We start from the raw sequence: 24,475 nt of genomic DNA, 5'->3' as shown, positions 1-24,475 counted from the left end.
TACGGAACCGGCACCGGTGAGGGTGAGGGTGTTGCCGGAGATTTCGGCTGGACCGCTGAGCACTGATAGCGCAACTGGCAGGTCCGAGCTGGCGGAGGCGTTCACTGCGAAGGGGGCGTCGCCATAGGACTTGTCGCTGATCGCGTCTAAGGTGATGGCTTGGCTAGCCGGCGCAATGTCGAGAACGAGGGTACCGGTACCGCTGCCGTATTGGTTGGTAGCGGTGAGTTCGATTGAGAAGCTTCCTGTCTCGGTCGGTGTTCCGGCGATCTCTCCTGTGTTTTCGTCGATGGTCAATCCAGCGGGGAGCCCTGTGGCTGCGTAGCTCGTAGGTGTATCAGAAGCGAGGATACTGTAGCTAAGCAGGTCACCATAGGTTCCAGTAGCTGTCGAATCGCTGGTGATTTCGGGGCTGTTGCCGTTTGGTTCTCCGGTTCCGCCGGAACCGCTTTGACCATCCTGGGAAACAATCTGGAATCCGCTGAGTCCGGTGCGGCGTCCGGAAACTCCGACTACGCGGACGGAACTTTCCGTGAGGCCGCGGAATACGACGTATTCTTCTCCGTCGACCGCTTCGGCCGCGGTGGTGGCGGTGGATTCGTCGTAGGTCCCGTCCCACTTCCGATCCGCATCGCGAATGTACTTGGTGGCTTGGACGACCCAGGTCGATCCGTCGTGGTACTGCAGGTTTACGTCCATGGTGATAGGCACGGTTTCCCCTGACTTACGGCCGCTCCAGTAGACGTAAAGGTCGTAGGTGGCGTAGGGGATCTCGGAGGCCTCGAAGGCCATGGAGGAGACGTTGCTGCGAGCTCGCTGGCTACGCATCATCTTGGCGTCGTCATCTAGGGGCGCGGCCATATCCGGCGTTTCGTTGGCGTAGGGATAGGCTGTATTGGTGAACTTGATATCAGCTGTGGTCGCGTTTCCGTTGCTGTCGAGGACGTCTACCAGGTTTTCGTTGTTCACCGTGGAATTGCTCCAGTAAGCAGCTGGTACGGCGCCTGCGATGTCGCCAGGCGCTAGCTGGTTGTTTTCGGTGGCCATGTTGACGCTGATGGTGTCTCCGTTTGTCGAGCCTCCGCCGTTGACGCTGCCCGTGGTGACGATGAGGGCAGCGCTTTCGTCGGATGCGTTTCCTGCTTCGTCGAGAGCGACGACGGTAGCGCTGTAGGTGGTTTCTGGCGACAGACCGGTGATGTCTATCGTGGTGTCGGCTACAGTTCCGTGGAAGGCGCTGTCGAGGTAGACGTCGTAGGCGGTGACAGCTACGTTGTCTGAGGCAGCGTCCCAGCTAAGGGTGAAGCTGTTTTCACCGATATTGCTGCTTTGCAAGTTAGTGGGAGCGCTTGGAGGCGTGACGTCGTGGGAGACGATTTGCAGGCCGCTCATGCCGACACGGCGTCCGGAGGTGGTGAGGATCTTGAAGTCCACGTCCGAACGTGCGCGGAAGACAATGTATTCGTTTCCGTCGACGGCACCGGCAGCGGTGACTGCGGTGGATTCGTTGTAGGATCCGTCCCATTGGCGGTCGTCGTCGCGGATGTATTTGGTTTCTTGAGTCACCCAGTTGGATCCGTCGAAGGTCTGGTACTCGACAGTCATGGTCTCGGGCGGTGAATCGGCGGAGCGCACGCCACCCCAGTAAACGTAGATGTCGTAGTTATCATAGGGGACTGCTTCGGCGTAAGCGGCAGTTCTGGTGGAGCTGCTGTTGGCTCGCTGGGTGCGCATCATGGATGCGTCGTCGGCGAGTGGCGCAGCGTATTCTGGAGTGTTGTTCGGGTAGAAGAACGGCGTGTTCGAGAAGCGGAAGTCCAGCGTGGTGGCAATGCCTTCGCTATCGCTAACGTCGGTGAATGACTCGTTGTTCACGGTGGAGTTGTGCCAGTTGGTTGCAGGCACCGCACCTAGACTGTCAGTTGCTGTTAACTCGAGGCCGGGGTCGGTGACGTTGAAGCTGATGATGCCGTCGCTAGATGTTCCTCCACCGCCGCCGGTGGTTTCCGCTAGCGTGGTGACAGTGAGGCTAGCGCTTGCGGCTGAGCTGTTGCCCGCTGCGTCGAATGCGATCACCTGCACGTCGTAAGCGGTTTCGGGCGAGAGGCCGGTGATTGTTTCGGAAGCCTCGGTGACGGTGCTGTAGAGCGAGCCGTTGAGGTAGACTTCATAGCCGGAGACCGCTTCGTTGTCGGTGGAAGCCTCCCAAGTTAAGGTGAAGCTGTTTTCGCCAACGGCGCTGCTCTGTAGGTTGGCGGGCGTACTTGGATCCTCCGTGTCGGGAGCGGGGCCGTCGTTAGCGAGGAAGCGGACTGCGTCTGCGATGACGTATCCGTTTACGTTGTCGGTGCGGAGTACGACGCTGTTGAGAGTACCGGCTGCGAGCTCGTAGGTACCGAGCAGGTTCCATGCGCTGCCATCACTGCGCTGGTTAACCATGACGGTGTCAGTACCGTTTGCGCGTACGATATCGATGGGTACGTTACTCGCTCGGTTGCTGGCACTGGTCCAGCGAAGATAGATGTCGTAGGTTCGTGTAGTTGGCAGGTCCGGCGTGTAGGTAACGGATTTGCTTCCTTGATCAGTGTCATTGTTGTGCTGGTAGTTGTCTCCCCAATACCCAGATGACGAGCTACTAGTGGGCCACTCTCCGACGAAGCTCACACCGAGCTGGGCGTCGTTGTCGAGAATGATTTCGTTGCCAACGGTTCCGTCGTCGAGGGTTTTGACGATGGTCTCGTCGCTTGGGGCTGAGAGGTTACCGTTCAAATCGCGAGCGCGGAGGCTGACGAAATAGGAAGTGTAAGGATCTAGGCCGGTGAAGACGTAGGAGGTGGTATTGGTCGTTCCTTCGTATTGACCGTTTAGGTAAACGTCGTAGCTTGCTACTCCTGTTTCGTCGCTTGCAGCGTCCCAACTGACGGTAAATCCGTTGGTTTGAAGGTTCGAAGCGGAGAAGTTAGCGGATGGCTGGGGAGGAAGATCTCCGGAGACTGTGGGAAGGATTTCGATGCCGCTAATCATTGGATTGTCGACCGAACCGGTGAAGACGAGATCGAGGATGTTGTCTTCCACTTCGACAAAGCCTGACTTGATGAGGGCGGCGTTGGTACCGCCTGCTTCACCGAATACGTCGATGTCGACCCAACCAGCTGGGTAGCTGTCTTCAGCGGAAACGGTGAAGATACGTTGTCCAGCTCCTGTGATACCGAAGTAGGTTTCAGCGAAGTGGAGTTTCACTTCATACAGGCCGTTGGCGAGGATTATGCGGTAGTCAGAGATTCCCCAGCGCTCAGTTTGATAGATACGGTCGTCGATGGTGCCGGCGATCTCGATGTCGCCGCGGTCGGCAAGTCCGCCGCCGTTATCGCTGCTGTGGTCGGCAGACCAAATGTTTCCGTTGGAGTCGGTGAAGTCGGCTGTACCGCCAGACTCGATACGGGAAACTACTGGTGTGGTGGGAAAATCGATTACGATGTTCACGCTTTGAGATGCCTTGGCTCCACGGTTGTCCGTTACTGTGCATTCGGCTACGTAGGAGCCTGGGACGTTGTAGGTGTGGGAAGGGTTTGGCTCGTTCGTTACATTGCCATCGCCGAAATCCCAAAGGGTGCTGATGATGGATCCGTCGGAGTCGGAAGCGGTGGAAGTGAAATCGATAGTGGTCGGGGAAACTCCTCCAGTGCTGGAAGACGTGATGGAAAGGGTAGGAGCGACGTTTGGTGTCTCGTCCACCCGCTCGCTGCTATAGCCCTTGGTCAAGCCGTAGAATTGGCTGTCCATGGCGTCGAGGGGGACTCCCTGCCATGTCGGGTCTGTGTCTACGTATTGCGGGTCGGTGCCTTCGCCAGGACGGTAGGTTGCGGTATCGATCAGGTTGACCGAAGAAGATGCGAACACCGAAGAGGAGCTGGTGGTGGAAAGGATGGAATCGGATACGGTTACCGAGGAACCGTTTTCAACAGTGATCCCGTGGCCTCCTCCGTGCATGGTGGAGTAGTCGACGGTAAGTTCGCCACCATTGCCGCTGACCCAGAGTCCGTAGGAAGAGCCGGTTCCGCCCTTCTTGTGGTTGAAGGCGGCGAGTGAGTTAAACATCTGGCCATTATCGGCCCAATGGCGGTAGCCGCGCGAGTTGCCGGCGGAGACGCAGTCTTGGTAAGTGATGTAGGAGGCCTTGTTGTCGAAGCCACCGTCATTGTTGCCGTAGGCCTTGCAGCGGATGTAGAATACGTTGTAGGTCCCGCGCTCGGTGCTGAAGCCATCGCCGTTCCAATATTGTGAGCTGGATTGGTTGTATCCATTATTTATCGCGACGCAGTCGATGAAAGTGATATCGTGGATGATGGGTTGTCCATCGGTGTCGTCGCCCGCAAAACCGTTAGGAATGGGGCGCGACGGGAATGACAGATCACCTCCATTGCAGTCGGTAAAACAGGAATCGAAGGTGACGAAGCTCGAGTAGTCGCCGATGCGGAAGGCTTTCTTAGTATGGCGAATGACGGTACAATCCTTGACGAGGATTTCGCTGGTATTGTAGAGGCGAATCGCGTCTTCGATGGTGTCGAAGTGGAGGTTTTCGAAGAGGATGTTGGTTCGTAGTGTATCGGTAGTACCACTACGCTTCATTCCAATCACAAAGGGTTGGTCCTTGAAGCGCAGGTTCTTGATTTCCCAGTAATGGGCGGCTCCAGGGAATTCCAGAAAAGTGTAGTTCGCGTTGTTTTTGACGTCGAAGGTGCCTTGGAAGAGCGGGAGTCCGCCGCCTGTATCCACGCCTTCCAGCGCCTTAGGAGAGCCCGCGACGCCGCTGGTGGTGATATCGATTGGTGATACTGTATAGGTGCCGCTTCCTAGGAGAACGCGGTCGCCGGGAACGGAGCTGTTCAATAGGTTCTCGATTTGGTCTTCGTCGTAGGCGTTTGACCAGTCGGAACCATCTTGTGCTCCGGCTCCAGTGGGGGTGACATAGTAGTCAACGGCATACATTCGTGCCGGGATGGCGAGCAACGCAAGCGTCGCCAGCAGTTTTAATAGAAACGTCGGGAACGACCTTTTCATAGATTTGGGTGTCAGGGGGTTATGTGCGCACTGCACTGAGTGGGTTGATTGGCGTTCACCCCTTTCGGCTCGCGACTGCGGGGCGGAGGGATGGGGCTTGTTGCGCCAGCCTGCCAAAAATTTAGAGGCAGTGGTGACACAGGTATTCTTCACTGTCTTGTCCCCTCGAGAGCCGACTGCCAACCCACTTGGCAATGTATAAATAAGCTGCTGAGTCACTGGGGTATACAGCGGATTTATACAGGTGTTACCTTTTGAGTGAGCGACGGCGGAGGGGGCTTAGGTATTTGCAGGGGGTGAATAGTTAGTCATCGCCCGTTGGCTTTCTCCCGGACGGGTTTCGGGCGAGAGTGTTATCCTCCCCAAATAACTTTATCTGATCATATGAAAAAACGTAAGATTCTCTTCCTGCCCCATGGCAACTTGCAATATTCCCAGCTCGAACCGTCGAAACGAGGTTGGGTGGCTCAGCAGTCCTATGAGCCACTGTTTGACCTCGTAGCTTCAGACGACCGCTACCGTATTGGCTTTGAAGCCAGCGGAAAGACCCTGGAAATTATGGCGGAACAGTATCCAAAGTCTCTGGACAAGCTTAAGGCTCTGGTAAAGGAAGGCCGCATTGAGGGTGTGGCTTCGCCGCACACGCACATTATGCTGTCGAATATCGACCCAGAGATTGGGTTCCACAGTTTGCTCGACGGCCTCGATTCTTGGGAGCGTTATGTAGGGGTCCGCCCGGATACGGGATGGAATCCCGAATGCAGCTGGGCGGAGTATTTGCCGTCGATTTACCGCGAGGCCGGCTTCAAGAATTTGATCGGCGACGCGGACAGCCTGTTTTTATCCTTCGACGAAATTCGAAAAGCGACGGGCCTAAGTTACGACGTGCGCAGCCACAGTAACAAGAACAAGCTCTTCCGGATCGAGGACTACATCAAAGACAAGCCTGACTTCCTTCGCTTGCTGACAAACCCGACTGAACTGTCCAACGGGTTGCGTTTGATATTTCGTTCCGATATGATGGCCAATCCAATGCTTTGGTACCTGATGGGGGCGACCGAAGGAAATCGCGAGACGCCCGTGCAGCTGGATGAGATTCGCGAGAGCTTGGAGCGTTGGTCGCAACGCGTGGAGGACACCGGCAGCTTCATCATGCCGTACGCGGAAGATGCCGAATACATCGGCACGAGCGCTTATTTCTATGTGAAGCAGTTTAATGAAGCCCGATTCTTCGAGCCAATGCCGGAGAGCGTGGACCGATTTAAGGAGTTGCTCGATGTGTCTCTAGACCTTGGATACGAACTGGGAACGCCAGCAGAGGTGATAGACTCCAGCGAGAACGTAATAAAGACTGACCAGGTTTACAAGGTGGACAATGGGATAGCGTGGCACGGAGGAACCGCCAAGGCGTGGGCCAATACGGTTTACTCTCGCATCATGGATCCGGTTTGCCGCGATATCCACGATGGCTTGCGTCGAGTCAGTCAACGTTTGGGGACGGACTTTGGTACGATGCGTGACGACTTGCAGGAAGCGCGTCGATTGCTGACAAACGCTTGGGTTTCCGACAGCCGTTGGCCGCCGCTTCCTACGACGCCAGGACGCTTCAACGTGAAGGAGTCGATCGCGGACCTCAAGGAGGCGAACACGGTTCTGGAGAACGTTATCGTAGCGGTGGGGCTCGTGGAGCTGAAGTCGCTTTATAGCCCGGAGCTGATTCGCACGCAGATTGCGAGTATCGAGGAAGAGCTGATGGCGATGGAATACTTTGAGGAAAGCGTGGTTCCCGCTAAGGTTTAGAGCTTTTTGTTAGTGTAGTTCTAGTTGAATGGGGAAGCCCACGCCTGGGGAAGCGTGGGCTTTTTCGTGTCTGGATGAAAGGGGGAGGCGAAGCGTTAGGTCCGAATAGGTGGCTTGTGTTCTCTAGCCCACGACGGAGCGACGCGGAGATGGCGAAGCAATGGACACGAATGAGGAGGGGATGATTGGGTGTGTGTTTAGAACCACAGATGACACAGATTGTCACAGATTATGGGTACGGTGGGTTCTTTTTTTAGGGGACCTTGAGAGTTAATACGGCAAGGTCCTGTCGTGCCCATTACTTACGTCCACTCTGTGCGGAGGAGCTTGGCTTGGGCGAGCACGGTTTGGTATGTGCACGGTGCTGAGTATTCTGCTTTAGACCGCGGCAAAGAAACCTTTCGTAGCGGTTGTGTAAATGTCCGTTGTTTTGTGGTAGCTTTTGCCGCAGACGGCAGTTGTTAAGTACTGCTTAACAACTGAGGTTTCCTCCAATTCGTTATCGCTGAAGATGCTCTTGAGGTGCTGGTTGATGGCGGGGATGGAGACGCGGTATAGCTCCGCCACCATCTTCTGCGTTAGCCAGATGTAATCGTCCTAGTAGCAGCATTTCGATGCTGCCTTCCGAACTACCGCCTGCCGCGACAAGAGTCAGGTGTTCCGCCGCCGAGGAGTGAATGGGCGATGCGTTGGCTTTCTTCTTAGGGTGCTCGTCCGGATCTGGCTTCTTTTTGGTCATGGGGTCAGGTTTTCGGCGGTGGATTCGTTGGGGGCATGACCTAAAGACAGATTCCTAGTCGCTGGCCGAGCCTGACAAGGTGGTGGTTGTTCCTTTCCTTCGCTAATCCCGCTTTAACAAACTCTCTCGCCAAGTCCTCCTGACCTGAGTGAATTGCGAGCCATGCCATACGGGAAAGATCGTTAGCACCTGCCTCTGCTCGCCTTGCATTTAGCACTGCTATGATCCGTGTAGCTAGATCACGCTTCTGTTCTCTATCAATATCGAGACCTTGATCGCGTAAGAATAAATTTAGTCTGTTTGCTGTGTTGGATAGATCGTAGAAGCTAACGTCAGATACTTGCGCACGTTCTATGAAAGCATGCACTTCACCGAGTGCATCTCGAGTCTGATAGCAAGCGTGACCCAGTAGCTTCCAAGCTTCTGCTGCTTCGCCATTGGGAGGTCCGTTCTCCAGAAACCTTCTGAGTTCTTCTTTTGCTCGAGCATATCCGTCATCAGTTCGTTCTTCCATGTGCCAACGTGCAAGTAGTAACCACCCTGGGTTATACGACCGGCAGATGGCTTCCAATACGGGAGCGTATGATTCGTACGTCGCACCTCCCTCGATTCGCCTCGAGACGTTTGATATGAAGTTCTCGAGGCGTTTTGCCAAACCGAGATGCACATCATCGCGCCTGCTAGCACCAAGCATCTGCAGTATTTCAACGTCGGCCTGAATTGCCGCTTTGGATGGACTTATATTTAGCTTTTTCTTACCGAAGATACTGGCAACTAACGGTAGGCTTATGAATTCCTGTTGATCAGCTGGAGCTACGTGTATTTCGGCCATCGAATAATGTTGCAGTGACTCAATCCCTTTCTCTACCTCTTGCCGTTCATGTGTTGACCTGAACATAACTGCTTCAAGGGCGAGTAAGGGGACTGGTGAATTCCAGGCGGAGAGCGTTAGGAAAGCTCGTTGTGAGCAAGGAGAAAGCGAGCTATATGTTCGCTCAAAGAGAGCAGTTAAAATGTCCTCGGTGCCTGCGACGATGCGGGGGATGTTGATGGCCCTACCTGCTTTAGCGACTTCTCCGAGTAATACCTTTATGACATATGGATGGCCTTCAGACTTTTCGACTAGTTCATTGATGTATGAGCTGCTAAGCAAATCTGAGATTTCGAGGGACTCCGCTGTTCGGTTGATCAATATACATGCTTCGTTCTCCTCCATACCAGAGACTTCCACCGGGTAGTCACCTTTAAATTCGCGGAGCCGAGTCGTTATTAGAGCCTTATTTGGTAACCGGATGAACGAATCGATCCAGTTGAACATTTCTATGGGGTTTTGCGTGGTTTCGAAGTTATCGAATACAAAGAGACATGGGCCGAGATCGCACTTTTGAAGTTGCTGCTCGAAGTAGACCCTAGAGTTGAAGCCCTTTTCTTTGATTTTTTCTGCAGGTAATACTAATCCTGCGTAGAAATTCCCCATGTCCTCCGGCGAAAGTACCAGAGGCCGTACCGGTTTCGGCCCGGTAAACTGGAGGTCTATATCGCGAGCGCTCAGCCAGACAATGCCTTCAAAGTGTTCACCGTTGTATAGTTCGGGAATGACCTTTAACGCTAGCGATGTCTTTCCTATCCCACCACGACCGACCAGAGTAACGATGGAACGCTTATCGTCCCGCAACAGTTTGAGTAGTTCCTCTTCAAGTCTCGGACGACTAACGTAGTCACTAACAAGGTCCGGCAAATTTGTGAAGCAACTGCCCTTAGGCATTAGCTCACCGTAACCTTCTGTTTCACTCGGAGGCAAGCTGCCTGGGGGCGTCAGGAAATCTGCCCCTTCACCATTCATTTTGTCGTCCGAATAGTAGGACAACATCTCAAACTTTTTTCCTGTTAGACCACCATTTGCGAAGTAGAAGTCGCGGAGTTCTGGGTCGGTCCGCATCAGCAGAATCTGGCGAGGGGCTCCAATGAATAGATGAATGCCATTTGGGAACTGTCGATCCTGTACCTGCTTAAGAAAGGCAAAGTCAGAGACGTCATCAGTGATTGGAGAGACTCGAAACTTACCATTCAAATTTCTGTGTAGGTGAGCCCAGGGTCTGGAGAACAATCTGAAATTATTATATATTAGCTCGATGCTCTTGGCTATGTGTTCTGCTGCCCTTGCTGCTCTCTCTGGCTGAGGTGCTCCGTGTGCTCTTGTTTTGTTGCGGAGGGTTGCAAATAGTCGAAACCAACGTTTCATGTCCGATTTTACGGGAAGTTCTTCGCTCTCGATTTCCAGAATCTGCAGAGCAGCTTTCAAAGCGGCGATTGCGTCGTACTGCCATTCGCTTTCTTTACAAGCTTGTGTCAGTTCTCTTCGTTCATCTCTTGCGTCAGCTAGCAGATATTGTGAAGCGGGGCCAATCAATGCGTCCTCTAAAACTCTTCCCCAATCACCCAATCCATCTGCCCGTGCAAGTTGATGTTCTAGTCTGTAGCGGTTTCGCTCTTTGTCATCAGCGATTGAAGCAACCATTCCCAGCACCATTGTTTTCGCAAGAGCTTCAGCTGCAAACAGGAGAGCGAAAAAATAGGTATAGTCGGAGTCAGATTTTGCTCTCTCGGCACGTTCGAGCACTTGTTCTATCGCGATATGTTTCATGAGGTTAGACAGGGGTTAACTCCCCGCTCAGCAGCTTCGGTAGCAGCGTGTCGCGGAGATTGGCGAGGTTGCGGGATTGGGCTCGGTTGGATTCGGCTTGTTCGTAGAGTGGGGCGTAGAGTTTGTGAAAAGCTTCCAATAGTTTTTGGTCGCTGTAGAAGCTTGACCCGGTGCTCCTTGAAAGAGCCGGATAATGTGCTTGAGAAAGATGAGCCCCGGGACGGTGCGTATGCCTTTGCCTGCGGCACGGGTGTCGCACGGTGGCGCCCGTGTTGTTGCGCAGCTTGTCTGCGGCGAACCAGAACCTGGCGGAGGAGTCTTTCTTTGGAGAGGTTCTCTTGCGGGGAGGCATGGTGTGGGAGTGAGGCGGGATCGATCGAACAGCAGGTCCTAGGGAATGGGCCTAGGTCTTTCGAAGACAGGGATTTTAATGGGCGATGGAAAAGTCGGTGCCAATGGTAAAAGCGCGAATAGTACCAATATCAGGGAAGCGGTTAGGTAGCGGGGAGCTGGAAGGCGGTGGAGCGAGGGGCGTTCTCTGCTGGTTGATATTGGGAGGGCCGTGGGAGGAGGGTGGCCCATGAGGTGCCAGCTTAGGGGACTGGACGAAAGGCCGCAGGCGGCGCGGACGTTTTAACGGTAGAGGAAAAATTGGGCATGAAAGGGAGTGTTCGCGAAAGGATGGGCTTCTAGAAAATTATCAGACAGGGAGTACTACAATCTGGTCGCGATGGGTGGAGTGTTTGGGCCAGTGCTTGAGGTTTTTGCTACGGTGACGCTGGCTTAAGCTCAGCGCTACGTGTGTCAGAGTTGTTCGATCTTTTTCAGCCCGGGTGCAAGCCCGTGGCTGCGGACTGCTGCAAAGCGGTCAAGACTCTGAGCGTAGGCGGCTAGTTCAGGGCAGATCCATTTGGTCGTAGTGGAGATGTCCTGGTGGCGCTGGCCGAGGTCTTTCCAGTGGAGGATGCGCTCGTGGTGGAAAACTCGGTTGCGCAGGTCTCGGATGGCGAGCCAACGGAGGTCGAGTTTGGTGGTGTTGCGTTCAGCCTTGGGTGCATGTGGAAATACCGTCTTTGCTATGTGGTGGCTGAGGCCGGTGCGGTTGTGCTGTTTGTTGAAGAAGCCAGTCCAGAAACCTAAGTTGAGCTCCGCTACGATGCGACCGGGAGTGGTTGGCTTGCTCAGCTTGTCTAGAGTGATTTTGGCTTCTTGGACTTTGGCGCTTTGCCAAGGAAGGAGTTTTATTGCTCCGTCGTACCAGTTGGATGTTCCGAAGCGGTTTGTGAAGGAGGCGTGGATGGCATTGCGGAGGGCGATTTCCGCGAACTGGAGGGAGGGGTAGAGCGCTTCCGCCAACGCCATGTTTAGAGCGTAGCGAGCGAGGGCGATCTTTTCGTCAGCTCCATCTTGGCGATAGGCGTCGAGTCGTTCAGTGTGGAGCGCAGTTTCGATCTTAAGGTAGCTGGGCGGGGACATGGGGAGGGTGCGTGTGGCGCAAGGATTTCGTTTGACTAGGGCTCGATCGTGTCGATTGTAACACATGTACACCTCGGAACCCCTTCCTTCGCTGCTTGCGGCGAACAGGCGCCGAGGTTTCTTTTTGCCCGGATGAAGCGGAGCCTTCCAAAGGTAATGATGCTTCGTAAGTTGCGGTTTCCAGAGTATAAACAGCTTTGCCCGTGAGCGCTGTGGCCTGTAATTGACATGACGTATTCGGTGTTTCGTTCATGTTGCGAGAGAGGTCGGCGTCGTCGAAATCTCTGTTAGTGGCGGGGCACTGGGGGTCGGCCCGGTGGGCTTTGGTCGCAGTTTGGCGGTGGAGTCTTTCGTGGAAGAGGCCTTCTTGTGGAGAGGCATGTGGGAAGAGTGAAAAGGGAAGGGTGAAGAGTGAAAGGGAGAGCGGCTGGGTCTCAAGTGAAGCTCAGTCTTTTGAGGACAGGCTTTTGATGCACAGTGGAAAAGTCTGTGCCAATGGTAAAAGCGCCTATGGTGCCAATATAAGGGAAGCAGCGAGGTAGCGGGCTGCTGGGCGTCGGCGGCGCTCTCCGTTGGCTGTCTGGAGGGCTACCGGTAGTCGCGGCTCCGGGGTGGATGCGTTTTGGGGGGCGTTCTGTGCGATTGGGGAATCGCGGTGTGTACGGCGGGCACGCCCTACCTTTTCTCTTTTATACTACCTTACCTCGACGTTCCTCCAGCTGGCCTTTTAGTTCGATAACGCCGTCGTCAGTAAGTGGATACTTGCGAGCGATGATGTAGGCGATTGTCAAGAGGACGGCGGGTATCAGCGAATAGCAGAGTCGGATAGAGAGGATTGCTCCGTCACCTTGGTCGGCGCCTTTGCTGACGTCGAAGCCGGTGATGTCGAGCATAGAGTTCGAAACGAGCAGGGTGCCGGTAAGGGCGACCTTTTCGATCCAGTTGGCCACCGCGGCGTACATGCCTTCGCGGCGCATGCCGGTGCTGAGTTCGTCGTAGTCGGCGGTATCCGCCTTCATGGGGTCGATAAGTACCCAGAAGCCGGAGAAGGCAGGAGAAAGGGCCAGCATGGTCAGGAACTGTAGCCAGGGGGCGTGGGGCGTGTAGCTGAAGAACTTGCTGGCGGAGGCGATGATGCCTATGAAGAGACACCATTGCAGGACCTTGAGCTTTCCTACGCGATTGGCGATCTTGCTGACGATGGGAACGGCAACGAGTCCGGCTACTCCGTAGAGGGTGAGAGCAAGTGCGTGGTATTTGGCCCCTTGTTCGGTGTCGCCAGGAAAGACGTAGTAACTGTTCACGTAGATACCGAGGATGTTGACCATACTGGTGCCGATGAGCATGCCGACGACGATGGCGACGAGACAGCGGAAGGGGCGATTGGCGAGGGTCAGCTTTACTGCTTTTACCAGTTTGACCTTTTGCTGCTTGGCTGCCCGTTTCTTGAATCGTTCGCGAGTGTTGAGAACGGCTGGGATGGCGAGGACGATGAAGAGCGCACCGATGATGAGGCCAACGGTGCGGAATCCGGATATGGTGCTGTCGAAGAAGTCTAGCTGGGCGATGACGAAGATCCAGGGGGCGATGAAGTTAATGATCTTCGTACACATGGCGCGGTAGGTCTGGATACGGAGACGCTCGTGGGTGTCCGAGCTGAGCTCGTATCCAAGCGTCAGGTACGGCACGCCATAAACCGTAAATGCCGTAAAAAACATCAGGCAAGTAACGAGAAAGTAGACAAAAGTGGCGGTCTGTCCCCAATCGATGGGTACGAGCCAGATTATGGGGAAGGTGATGGCGCAGAGGACGGCTCCAAGTGCGATGAAGGGGCGTCGACGTCCCCAGCGGGTTCGGGTATTGTCGCTGACAGAACCCATGAGGGGGTCGGTGAAGCCGTCCCATAGGCGGACAATGGCCATGACGACGCCGACTAGGGTCGGGCTGAGTCCGAGGGTCAGGTTGTAGAGTGGGTTGGCGATCTGCATTACGCCGCTGGACCCTAGCATGAAGGGAATGGTGCCGATGGCGTAAGACAGCTTTTCCTTTATCGAGGTACGATACTCGCCCTGTGGTTTGGAGACTTGGGCCAGAGTGCTGTCGGGAGGCGATGTTGCGTCTGGGGTCTGAGAATCGGGGGTTTCTGGTTTCATGGTATTGGGAGCGGCTCCACCAAAGTCTTGGGAAGTTGTTATCTGCAATAGCTCGAAAGATGCTTAACTAAGCATCCGTTATGGCGACCCTCGCTAGAACGTTTCGCCGTCGTGCCAGGTCGATTGTACGAGCAAGCGTTCGTAGGTACGAGGCAAGCCCGCATGGTTGCGAGTGATCTGGGACGCGATGTTTTCTACGGCCCGTTGGCCCATGAGTTCTCGGTTTCCAATGAGACCGGAGTCGTCACCGTTGATACGAGCTCGAATATCGAGGCATATGAAGGGGAGGTCCTTGCCCAGCTCTTTTCCGCTGCGGTCAAGAATTTTGGCGAGGTGGGGGCGGGTGCCCAGTTCGCCAATGACGATGTCGGGCTTGGCCCGTTCCATCCAGTCTATCATGTTCTTGTCGATACAGTTCCGTTCTTCACCCGTCTCGTGGCGAAAGAGGTGGACCATAAGGTCCGGGTCTAGGCCATTGTCTAGGGCGATGCGACGGAAGCCGTCGGTGAAGGCGTAGTCGATGCGTTCGTTTTGGGTTTTGGATACAGAGAGGCCGATTCGCTTGTGGCCACGGTCGAGGGCGGCGCGGAACGCTACGGTAATGGAGTGGTAGTTGTCCGGCATGATGCAATTGACCGGAGTGTGGGCGAAGTTGTAGCCCAGCGAGACGTAGGCGAATTCGGGCAGGTCGAAAATAGGCTGGGTGAAGATCCAATGTCCGCTGGAGAGGGCGAAGACGACGCCCTTGACGCCGCGGTGGCGGAGGATGCTGGCGAAGCGTTCAGGGGAGATCTCGCCGGAGTCGAACTTGAGGGCTTCCAGGTTGAAACCGAGGGCTTCGGACTTGTCTTTGACGCCCTTGTAGTACTCGAAGTTGCTGAAGGGGGTGTTGGCGTCGGGCTTGTTGCCGACGTAGACGAAAGCGATGCTGGCGTTGGCGCTTTTGGCGTTGAGGTAGCGACGGGAGGTCACGAGGGCCCGCAGCATGGGGTCGGGCCGATATCCCAGCTGATCGGCCATTTGCTTGATCGTGTTCTTCAGGTCCTCTGCGACTCGGTGGTCGTCATTGAGAGCCCTAGACACTGTGACTTGGCTACATCCTACCTTGCGGGCGATATCGGCTTGGGTTACACGGAAGTCTTGATTCATCTATCTGTATGATCGAGTACTGCAGCAGCGCTTCGTGACGAGTAAGGAAACGGTTTACAGTTTGAGATTTCTTGGTACGCCGTACGGTCGTGCTGCATTGTTTTGAGGTGGGGGCACGGAAGCTTATTTGTGAATATGGAACATGATGGCAGTCGATTAGGCGGCAAGCCTTGCCTTATGGTTATTTAGTCATCTGGGGAAGCGTTGAAATTTGGCTGGGAAAAAGAGCCTATGTTTATGGTGTCGACGCCTAGCGGATACGTTTTTCGAAACTCCTGTAGGGAAAAAGAACTCCTGCAGACCCTGCAGGGGTACCCCTCTATTTCTAACCACTTATACGAGCCCTAGTTTAATGATAAAAGCAGCTTTGATCGGCGTCTCGAGTTACGGTCGCGTGCACTTGAGAATGATCGACTATATGGTGTCGAAGCATAAGCTTGAGCTGGTGGCGGCTACGGTGATCAACCAAGAGGAAGAGGAGGACCAGTGCGCGAAACTGCGGGCTCAAGGGTGCGAGTTGTTTCGCGACTACAAAGAGATGCTGCGCGTTTGGCGGGGGAGACTCGATTTGTGCATGATTCCGACTCCTATCTTCCTGCACGAGGAAATGACGCTGGCCGCTCTGGAGGCGAAAGCCAACGTATTGATCGAAAAGCCTCTGGCTCCGTCGACGGAAGCTTGCGCGAGGATCATGGAACGAGCGGCGGAAGTCGACCGGTTCGTGGCAGTAGGTTTCCAGAAGATGTACTCTGCCGCCACCCGCAAGATCAAGCGGGATCTTCTGGCGGGAGTGCTGGGGGAGATACGGGAGATTAGAGGCATAACGCTTTGGCCGAGAGGCGTGTCGTATTTTTCCCGCAACTCTTGGGCCGGGAAGGTCCGATTGGGAAATTCGCTGGTGCTGGATTCTCCCGTGAGCAACGCGACTGCCCATTTTCTTCATTTGATGCTGTTTTGGGCAGGAGATGCCTTAAATTCGGTCGCGTCGATCGTAGATCATTTTGAGGCTGAAACCTATCGCGCGAATGATATCGAAAATTTCGATACAGCCAGCTTGCGCGGCCTGACGGGTACAGGAATCCCAGTTAGCTTCATCGCTTCTCACGCTAGCCGCGAAACGGTGGATCCGATGGTCCGTATCATCGGGACCAAAGGTGAGATCGAATGGATCAAAGATGAAGGCGCCTACTATCGCGTAGAGGGGGAGCCTGAACGGCGTATCGACCTGAGTTCTGAGGAAGAAGAGGTTCGCATCATGATTGAGGAGATCGGCCATCAGCTATCTGGCGGTGTTTCCTGGCTCTGCGGACCGGAGCAAGCGATCCCCCAGGTCGAGGTCGTAGAATCGTTGCATAGGGGTTGCGAAACGATAGGGATCCCGGACGAATATCTCGAAGAGTTTGCCAAGGATGGCGATACTTTCCGGGCGATAAGAGGTTTGGAATCGATCGCTATCAACGCATTCGAAAGAGGGGTCCTTTTGAGCGAGGCTGGGGCCCCATGGAAGACCGCAAGCCAAGTTCCCTCGAGCAAGTAGGGAACAAGGGGCCAGCAAGCCTGCAAGCACCTCCTCCTAGCGATACGAACCTCGCCTAGGCGATCGAAAGGCGAGGCATCGGTACCGCTTCTTGACGCATCGTAGCGAAGACGAGTTCGCGTAGGAGCCGTTCTCTTAGGGCGTTGGCTGCTGGTTCGTTCCAGAGGTTCTTTAACTCATCAGGGTCATTCGAAAGGTCGTAGAGCTCCCCCTGTTCTGACCCGAGGTAAACTGTCAGTTTGTGCGAATCCGTAACAACCGTTTTTAGGTAGAGCTTCTGCTCCTGAGCTCGGTGTTCCACGATCAGGTTCTCGCGAAGCTTCGAGCTGCGACCGAGCAAGAGGGAAAGCTGGTCTAGGCCTTGAGTCGCGGGTAGCGCGTTTGCTGAACCGGTCGCTGACAAGAAAGTGGGGGCAAGGTCTACGAGCGATATCAATGAGCTCGTTTCTCGCCCAGCGGGAATTTGTCCAGGCCAACTTGCGATGAAAGGGACGCGAATGCCATCCTCGAAATGAAACGGTCCTTTGGCAGTCAACCCATGGTGCCCATAGTAGTGTCCATGGTCCGAGGTGAAGACGACCAGAGTGTTTTCGGCCACGCCCTGTTCCTCTAGTTCGTCGAGCAGCTTGCCGACTTGGTGGTCCAGAAAGCTAACCATGCCGTAGTAGGTGGCGATGTCCTTGGCTAATTCCTCGCGATCCTGCAGGTGACTGTGCAAGCCATGGTTGCCGAAGCCGCATTCATCGAAATCACTGAAATCTGGATACGGGTCTTGTGTCCTTCTAAGCAGTTCCGTTGCCTGTTCGAGTTCTCCTTTTTGCAAGCAGGGGATTGTAAGCTCTTGGGGATCGTACATGGAGGCCCACGGTTCCGGTACTACGTATGGAGGGTGGGGGTCGAAGTAGCTGGCCCATAGGAAGAAAGGCTTCTCCTGAGATTTGGCTTCCCTCATGCGCACGATCGATCGTTCGGTTATCCAAGTGTTCGAGTGGTATTCTTGGGGGAGCGACCAGCTGTGGCGTTGCGGAGGATTGGGCGAACCTTCCGAAAAGTCCTGATCCTCCCAAGTGTTCTGGAAATGGTCCTGCCAGTGGGTGAGTCCTTTTTCTTCCAGCCATAGGGCGTAATGCTGACCGACATGGGTTTCGTCTCCATGGTGTCGCGCTAGCTCGACGTGATTGAATCCGTAAAAAGGTCCGTGGAAGTCTTTCCAGTATTCAAGGTCTTTGATGAGCGGATAGGATTCGATTGAATTGTGTTCCTTGGTGGATACAAGGGGCTGAAAATGAGCCTTACCTATGAGTGAACAGTCGTAGCCGTCTCGCTGCAGGCTCTCTCCGATGGTTGGGACCGCTTCCGGCAATTTTGTACCCAGTGACCAAGCGCCGTGGCTACTTGGGTATTGGCCGGTGAGGATGGAGGCTCGAGTCGGAGTGCAAGTGGGGTTGGGGCAGTAGGCGCGGCTGGCGTGCATGCCTTGGGCAGCAAGACGATCAAGGTTGGGAGTATCGATCTCCGAAAAGTACCTACCGATCGTATTCCAATGTTGTTGGTCGCTGGTGATGAGGAGGATATTTGGGCGCTGTTGCATCGTGGCGCTACCTACTGGATTGGGTCTCTAGTTCCATTCCGGCGATCCTCAGGACGCGTTGGAAAGTTTCGTCGCGGAAAGAGCTGGAGGGGCTATGCGGCATGTCGACTTGGATGGTCAGGTCCTTGGGGGCGGTGATGACGTTATAAGCTGAATACATGCTGGTGGGCGGACAAACGGTGTCGTTGTAGCCGAATGCGTAACTGCCGGGCACGGTGAGGCGTTTGGCGAAGTTAACGCCGTCGTAGTAGGCGGTAGTGGCAATCATATTCTCTTGGCGATAGCGATCGTAGCGGAACATCTTGGGCCAGCCGCCAGCGCGATCATGCAAGGTGCCTGTGACGTCGCAGTAGGCCGGATAGTTCGCCACCAGTCCGGTCACGCGTTTGTCGAGGGCGGAGGTCACGATGCTGAGGAATCCGCCTTGGCTGCCACCGTAGACGATGAGCGTTTCGCCGTCCCAGTTCGGATGGGTGGTGAGAATGTCGAGGGCTTTGACGCAGCCAAGGAAGACGCGGCGAAAGTAGTACTCGTCTCGGTCATTGAGGTTGTAGCCCCAATAATTGTGGAGCCCTGCGTATCTGAGATTGGAATACACGTCACCTTCTAGGTCGATGGGGATGCTGTGGATGCCGATTTGGAAGGCGATAAATCCAGCTTTCGCCAGTTGATGGTTTCCGGTGTAGGGGCGTACGCCCGCTCCGGGAACCTGCAGGACGGCGGGAAACTTGCCTTCTTTGTTCGGTTCGGTGAGCACGCCGTAGAAGGGAGCTTCGCCATTTTGTTTGCCCCAGGATTGGTAGCGTACCTTGAACGTGTTGACCTCAGGTGTATTGAGTTTTGGGTACGGAGTCTTGACGGGACGCAGGTCGATCTTCTCGAGGCTTTCGAGTTGGTCGCTCCAGTATGAGTCGAAGTCGGCTGGTTCCACTTGGGTGGGACGTATTCGCTCTGGGCTGAAGGCCGCCGTGCCTCTCGCAGTGTATTGCTCTCCGTCCAGTGTGACGGTAGCGATGCAGCGGAGGAATCCAGGCTTTTGCAGTGGATTTGCTTCGAAGGAGAAGCGACCGTCGCGAATGATCGCGCTTTGAGCGGGTCCCTCGTGCAGTTCGGGTCCGACTTGGTAGCTGACTTCGACATCGCTCAGCGGATTGCCGTGGGCGTGGAGGGAGATGGTGAATGCAACAGGCTCGCCCACTTCGTAGGTCCAGTCAGAGCGGTCGGGAGCGACGGTGAGTTCTGGAATTTGCAGGAAAGCGGGGCTGTCAGCCTGACCATTGAGATACGACGCGAGGCAAAGAAACGCGATGAATAGGAGTTTGAAGGGGTGATTCATTTGAATTGTATTAAAATGTCGGGTACGCAGGGGATTAGGTACAGTCGTGCTGGCTGTCGATTCTCGTTCCGCTGACTAAAGATTCTCGGTTGCGGTCCAAAGGGTGATGCGGCTGAGCGGATCAAAGGGCGGGTAGACTTGAAAGGTTCCGGTAACGAGTTCGACCTTTCCGTCTCCATCGAAGTCGGCGGAGTCGACGACGACCAGATGAGTCGGTTGGTGGGCGAGCGGGTGTTCCTGGTAGCTGCCGTCGGGAAGAGCGAGGTAGGCAGCGAGGGACACGGGGTTGTTTTCCCAATGGTTGAAGCAACTGGTGACCAGTATGTCGAGCCGCCCGTCTTGGTTGAGGTCCACGGCGTGGGGACTAAAAGCCCCCGCGAAGTCGGCGATGCGTTGGTTGAGGAAGCGACCGCCATCGTTGTAGAGGACTTGCAGGCCATGGTGGGGGCGGGGCCCGGGACGGGCGTAGTCGAATCCGTCTCCGTTTGTGTAGAGAACGTCTAGGTCTCCGTCGGCGTCGATGTCTGAAAGCGAAAGTCCGCTGCTGCCGTAGTCTTGGTTGCTGGAGGCGAAGATGACTTGGTTTTGGAAGCTGCCGTTTCCGTTCCCTTTGAAAAAGTGGACTTCCTCCCACTGCTGGGAGATGAGGGCGACAATGTCGAGATGGCCATCCCCGTCGAGATCGGCGATGGGTGTGTGGATCGCTCCGGGCAGGGCGAGGAGCGGATGGCTGGTAAATTGCCAATTTCCCAGGTTTTCCAGCCAACGCACTTCGCCTTGCTCGTATCCAAATTGCCCTACGGCGAGATCGAGGTCGCCATCGCCGTCGAGGTCGCCCGCTCGCAGGTCGGTGACCCGCGCGATTTGCTCCGCGATCACATGTCGTTTGAAAGCGCGCGGGGCGGTTTGTTCGAGGATTTCGATGGAACCGATCCTCTGGTTGCTCGGGAAGATGATGCCCATGCAAGCGACCAGCAGGTCCAGGTCGCCATCTTGGTCGAAGTCGCAAGCCTCCACGTGGGCGGGGCCGGCTGTTTGTTCGTTGAGGACGGTCTCGGCGAAGCTCAGGTCGCCTTCTCCGAAAAGCGCGGAAATGCGGTGAAGCCGACCCTCGGCAGCGATGACGTCGCGATGACCGTCGCCGTCGAGGTCAGCGATGCTGAGGTCGGTAATCCAGGCTTCGCTCTCAGCAGGGAAACCGATCGTGCGCGGCACGTAGGACGGGAGGGAAAGGGGAGCGAGTGCGTCGCTCGCCTGGTTTCGGGGAAGGCAAATGCCCAGTATGGCGGCAGCTGCAAGTGGAATGCGAAACGGGATGGGTAGTCGGGGCATGTTGGGGTTCGTAGGAGTGCTGCGATATTGCTGCGACTACTGATGTTTTAAAGGCTATGAATATTTAGTCATTGGAAGTCGGCCGTGGGGGCTGCTTTTCCTCTAGGCGTCGGGACGGAAATGGTGAGAGAGTACTGTGATTCTTCGTTACCCCGAGACTCCGATGACTTTTTCGAACCTCAAAGTGCTCCGTTTCGCCCCGGTTATCGCCTGCCTTGCCTGCGTGTTTTCAGGGGTGGATTGTTTAGAGGCTCGCGTGATGCCTCAACTCCTCGAGAAGGACCTGGGAGAGGATGTGGTCATGGCATCAGCATATCGGAACTTGTGGGAGCGAAGCGGGGAGTCTTTAGGCGCCGCGTTTCGCTTAGGGAAGTTTTACCACGCTAACGCCTTTTTGGCGGAGGCGGCGAGCTGTTACGAATGGGTCGCGAAAACGGGAATCGGCGAGTCTTCGGATCGGGCCGCCTACCTTTTGGCTTGCGTCAGGGAGGCGCAAGGGAATGCGGCCCGGGCTCGTGACCTCCTTGAGGAGCAGCGAGACCGGGGTGTTGACTATCCTCGGGCAACTCTCCGTTTGGCTCGCCTGAAGGAGGCGACTGGGGAGGATGCGGCGGATTTGTACGAAGCCTGTTTGGCGGAAGCGTCAAGTTTCGCCGGGGCCTCGGTCTCCTTAGCCAAACAAGCGATGCGACGAGGGGATTCAACGGAGGCGAAACGTCGATTGCTCGATTGCCTGCAACGCGATCCGAATTGCGGCGATGCGGCGTTGCTTCTAGCAAACCTCTATGCGGCGGCCGGCGAGGGAGCCACGGCCCAGCGTTTTCTGGAGATAGGGCAGGGGAATCCGCGACACACCACGACGCGTGATCCGTGGTTGGAGGAACTTCGTGCGTATCGATACGGAGAATACCGTTTGTCGTGCGACGCAGATGAGCTTTTCACCGCCTTGCGCTTCGATGAGGCCCGTGAAGTCTTGGAGAGTGGGCTCGAGCTCTATCCCGAAAGCGGCGATTTGTGGGTCGGTTTGGCGAAACTGGAATTCGCTTCGGATCGGCGAGGCCCAGCTTTCCAGGCCATCGAAAAGGCGGTCGCCTGCGAGGATGCACCTCGTCACGCGTTTACCATTTACGGAGACGAGTTGTATCGAAACGAGGACTACCGTAAAGCCTTGGAACTTTGCCAAGGCGCGAAGCAGCGCGGTTTCGGCGGAGCTCGTGTCGCGTTGCTGGAAGCGCGCTGCTGGATGGCTCTGGGCCGTTCCGACAAGGCGCGAACTGTTTTGAATAAAGCGTTAGAGCAGCACCGCTTCGATGGAGAATTGCTGGAGGCGAGTGGCGATTTGGCCCGAGAGCAAGGGTGTTTCGAGGAGGCCCTGCTTCTTTTCAGGAAGGCGCTGCAGGCGCGTCCGATGACCGGCCAACTTTACGCTAAGCTTTTGGCAGCGGCGATTGAAGGTCGCGATTGGGCGCAAGCCGCGTGGGCAGTCGATACGCTGGCCGCACGATTGCCTGGAGAGAAGGCGTTGCCTCGCTTGAAATCCCAGTACTGGCTGGCGCGCGCGCTAGACCATGAAGAGGCTGGGCAGCGGCCTGAGTGGTTGGCGGCATTGAGCAAAGCCTACGGGAGCAACCCCGCTAGCGAGAAGCGATTCCGGCAAGTTGCCGCTCGTTTGGTGGAGGGAGAAGAGTGGCGAGCGTTGGAAACGCTGACGTCGGTGGCTGTTCCGCAATTGCCGGAAAGCTTTTTCGTTCGGAAAATCCAGGGCGTTGCCTTGTTGCAGCTCGACCAATTCGCGGAGGGAATTGCCAGTCTCGAGGCGGCTCGACGACTCGCGCTGGCCCAGGGCGCATTGCCTGAGGCGCGGCGCCTCGCTGCCATGATCGACAAACTGAATAAGGAGTCCGATTCTGTTTAGTCATAGACGTGGGGTTGTTCAAGAGTGGGAACGGTAGCTAGATGGACGTTTTTGGTATGAAAGTTTACACCCTGTTTGTTTGTTTGGCCACTATGTGCCTCAGTTGGAGCGTAGCTGGAAAAGCGTCTGCTCCGCAGGCGGTACCTACCTTTGACTGCATCGGTTTGCGTTGGGCGCCGGAAAAAGGGGGGAGCGATATTCTTTGTTCGGTCCGCTATCGAGAGAAAGGGAGGGATGTTTGGAGGGAAGCCTTGCCGCTTTGGTTCGACGACTACGAGCGCGAGGAAGCGCCAGAATTCAGCGACGAGTATCGCGGGAGCATCGTGGGATTGAAGGAAGGAACCCGTTATGAGGTCGAGCTGAGCCTGGAGGGTGGGTTCCCTACGGAGCGGGTTGAGGTGCAAACCCGCGATTCGGATTTCAAGATCGCTCGGGTCGTGACACTGCCGGAGCGTATGGATGAAACGCTTACGATTCGTGAAGGAGGGAATCCGCAGGATGGATACGTGCTTTATCAAGCGAGCGAAGATGGGACAACCATAGACGGTCGCAATCAGGATCGCGTAAACGTGCTGGTGGAGGCAAACTTCGTTATCTTGCGCGGCCTGACTTTGGTGGGGGCTTCGCAGCACGGCGTGGAACTTGGCAAGGTCCATGACGTTGTGATCGAAAACTGCGATATCTCTGGTTGGGGCCAAGATCTCGATGACGGCTGGGGACGTAACTTCGATTCGGCGATCTTTCACGAAACGGCAGAAGGCGAGGAAAAGACCCTGCATCGGATCGTGATTCAGAATAATTTGCTGCACCACCCGCGCTCGAATTCGAACGCTTGGACGCAAGCGCGCGAGAGCCGGAACGGGAGCCGTCACCCGATTGGTCCTCAAGGGATTTCGTTTATCAACGGAGGAGGTGAGATGGTGATACGTCACAATCGAATCTATTCTGACTGGGACCATATGTTCAACGATGCCATGGGCGAGTGGCATAATTTTGGATACGGAGGATTTCCAGTAAATGACTCCGATATTTACGGGAATTGGATTTCCCAATGTTGGGACGATGGCTTGGAGATCGAAGGCGCAAACCAGAATGTGCGGGTGTGGGGCAATGTAATCGACAGCACGTTTGGAGCGATTGCGACAGCTGGCACCTCGGTAGGGCCGTGTTACGTCTTTCGCAACATCTACTTGCGTTCCCGCAAGGGACCGGATGCGTTTCGCGGGCAGTTCTTCCTCAAGCTCGGAGGGGAGCCGAGGAGCGAGGCCTACACGAAGGGGCGGATCTACGTGTTCCATAACACGATTTTGCAACCCGAACCGTGGGACGGAACGAATGACACCTCGGGGGCTCAGGCGGGTTTGAAGTTCAGCACGCAGCGAAAGGTGCAGGTCAATGTCCAGAGCCGGAACAACATCTTGTGGTTGCGCCACGACAATGGCCATGCGGTCTATGACGGGCAGTCCAGCGAGTTGAACGATTTCAACTACGACCTCTACAATGGCCGCGTGCAGGCCCATCATTCCAGCGAGAGCGAAGGGATTCATGGAGTACCGGTATTTGCCGAATCATTACGTGAGGGAACTATCTGGGCGATGCCGCTTGCGGAAGATAGCCCGGGCTACGGAGCTGCGGCAAAGCTACCAAACTTTAACGACGATTACTCAGGGGATGGACCGGACATGGGTGCCATCGAATCGGGAAGGCCCTTGCCAGCATACTTTCCTACTGAGCGATAGAAC

The 24,475-nt window shown here is 55.5% G+C and carries 13 protein-coding genes and 1 pseudogene; 4 read left to right on the top strand and 10 right to left on the bottom strand.

What is annotated here, in order from left to right; all coding sequences use genetic code 11:
* The coding region (locus QEH53_RS19305) for a fibronectin type III domain-containing protein (RefSeq protein ID WP_309024861.1) at nt 1-5,061 on the bottom strand (5,061 nt) is incomplete at its 3' end.
* 384 nt (nt 5,062-5,445) lie between these two features.
* Between QEH53_RS19305 and QEH53_RS19300 the strand changes: the two genes are divergently transcribed.
* Complete coding sequence (locus QEH53_RS19300; protein ID WP_309024860.1) at nt 5,446-6,861, top strand: hypothetical protein; 1,416 nt, start codon at nt 5,446-5,448, stop codon at nt 6,859-6,861.
* Between the two features lie 435 nt (nt 6,862-7,296).
* On the opposite strand, the pseudogene QEH53_RS19295 reads toward QEH53_RS19300, so the two are convergent.
* The 6 genes and pseudogenes from QEH53_RS19295 to QEH53_RS19270 form a co-directional block, all read right to left on the bottom strand.
* Nucleotides 7,297-7,600, bottom strand: a pseudogene (locus tag QEH53_RS19295) (cell filamentation protein Fic); the annotation flags it as partial.
* 40 nt (nt 7,601-7,640) lie between these two features.
* Nucleotides 7,641-10,244, bottom strand: a complete 2,604-nt coding sequence (locus QEH53_RS19290) for an NB-ARC domain-containing protein (protein WP_309024858.1) — start codon at nt 10,242-10,244, stop codon at nt 7,641-7,643.
* Nucleotides 10,245-10,248: 4 nt separating this feature from the next.
* Nucleotides 10,249-10,596: a hypothetical protein gene (locus QEH53_RS19285; RefSeq protein WP_309024857.1), complete on the bottom strand. Its 348-nt coding sequence runs from the start codon at nt 10,594-10,596 to the stop codon at nt 10,249-10,251.
* 452 nt (nt 10,597-11,048) lie between these two features.
* A complete protein-coding gene (locus tag QEH53_RS19280) occupies nt 11,049-11,720 on the bottom strand; it encodes a hypothetical protein (protein ID WP_309024856.1) in 672 nt (223 codons plus the stop codon).
* A gap of 689 nt (nt 11,721-12,409) precedes the next feature.
* A complete protein-coding gene (locus QEH53_RS19275) occupies nt 12,410-13,873 on the bottom strand; it encodes an MFS transporter (RefSeq protein WP_309024855.1) in 1,464 nt (487 codons plus the stop codon).
* A gap of 93 nt (nt 13,874-13,966) precedes the next feature.
* Entirely contained in the window at nt 13,967-15,022 is a 1,056-nt protein-coding gene (locus QEH53_RS19270; protein ID WP_309024854.1) for a LacI family DNA-binding transcriptional regulator, read from the bottom strand.
* A gap of 352 nt (nt 15,023-15,374) precedes the next feature.
* Here QEH53_RS19270 and QEH53_RS19265 point away from each other — a divergent pair, with 352 nt between their 5' ends.
* Nucleotides 15,375-16,559, top strand: coding sequence for a Gfo/Idh/MocA family oxidoreductase (locus tag QEH53_RS19265; RefSeq protein ID WP_309024853.1), 1,185 nt, complete (start codon nt 15,375-15,377; stop codon nt 16,557-16,559).
* A 55-nt stretch (nt 16,560-16,614) separates the two neighbouring features.
* Here the strand turns inward: QEH53_RS19265 and QEH53_RS19260 are convergent, their stop codons facing one another.
* The 3 genes from QEH53_RS19260 to QEH53_RS19250 form a co-directional block, all read right to left on the bottom strand.
* On the bottom strand, nt 16,615-18,150 hold the full coding sequence (locus tag QEH53_RS19260; protein WP_309024852.1) for a sulfatase-like hydrolase/transferase: 1,536 nt from the start codon (nt 18,148-18,150) through the stop codon (nt 16,615-16,617).
* 7 nt (nt 18,151-18,157) lie between these two features.
* Nucleotides 18,158-19,486: an acetylxylan esterase gene (locus QEH53_RS19255; protein WP_309024851.1), complete on the bottom strand. Its 1,329-nt coding sequence runs from the start codon at nt 19,484-19,486 to the stop codon at nt 18,158-18,160.
* 75 nt (nt 19,487-19,561) lie between these two features.
* Nucleotides 19,562-20,818, bottom strand: coding sequence for a VCBS repeat-containing protein (locus tag QEH53_RS19250; protein ID WP_309024850.1), 1,257 nt, complete (start codon nt 20,816-20,818; stop codon nt 19,562-19,564).
* A gap of 163 nt (nt 20,819-20,981) precedes the next feature.
* Between QEH53_RS19250 and QEH53_RS19245 the strand changes: the two genes are divergently transcribed.
* Entirely contained in the window at nt 20,982-22,733 is a 1,752-nt protein-coding gene (locus tag QEH53_RS19245) for a tetratricopeptide repeat protein (protein ID WP_309024849.1), read from the top strand.
* A 56-nt stretch (nt 22,734-22,789) separates the two neighbouring features.
* The gene (locus tag QEH53_RS19240; protein WP_309024848.1) at nt 22,790-24,472 is read left to right on the top strand and encodes a right-handed parallel beta-helix repeat-containing protein; all 1,683 of its coding nucleotides are present in this window, start codon (nt 22,790-22,792) and stop codon (nt 24,470-24,472) included.
* The last annotated feature ends 3 nt before the right edge of the window (nt 24,473-24,475 follow it).

Origin of the sequence: Pelagicoccus sp. SDUM812002, from assembly GCF_031127835.1 — a bacterium.
Taxonomy (GTDB): Bacteria; Verrucomicrobiota; Verrucomicrobiia; order Opitutales; family Opitutaceae; genus Pelagicoccus.
The sequence above is the reverse complement of the archived record's forward strand: the minus strand, read 5'-3'. Positions and strand labels throughout refer to the sequence as shown.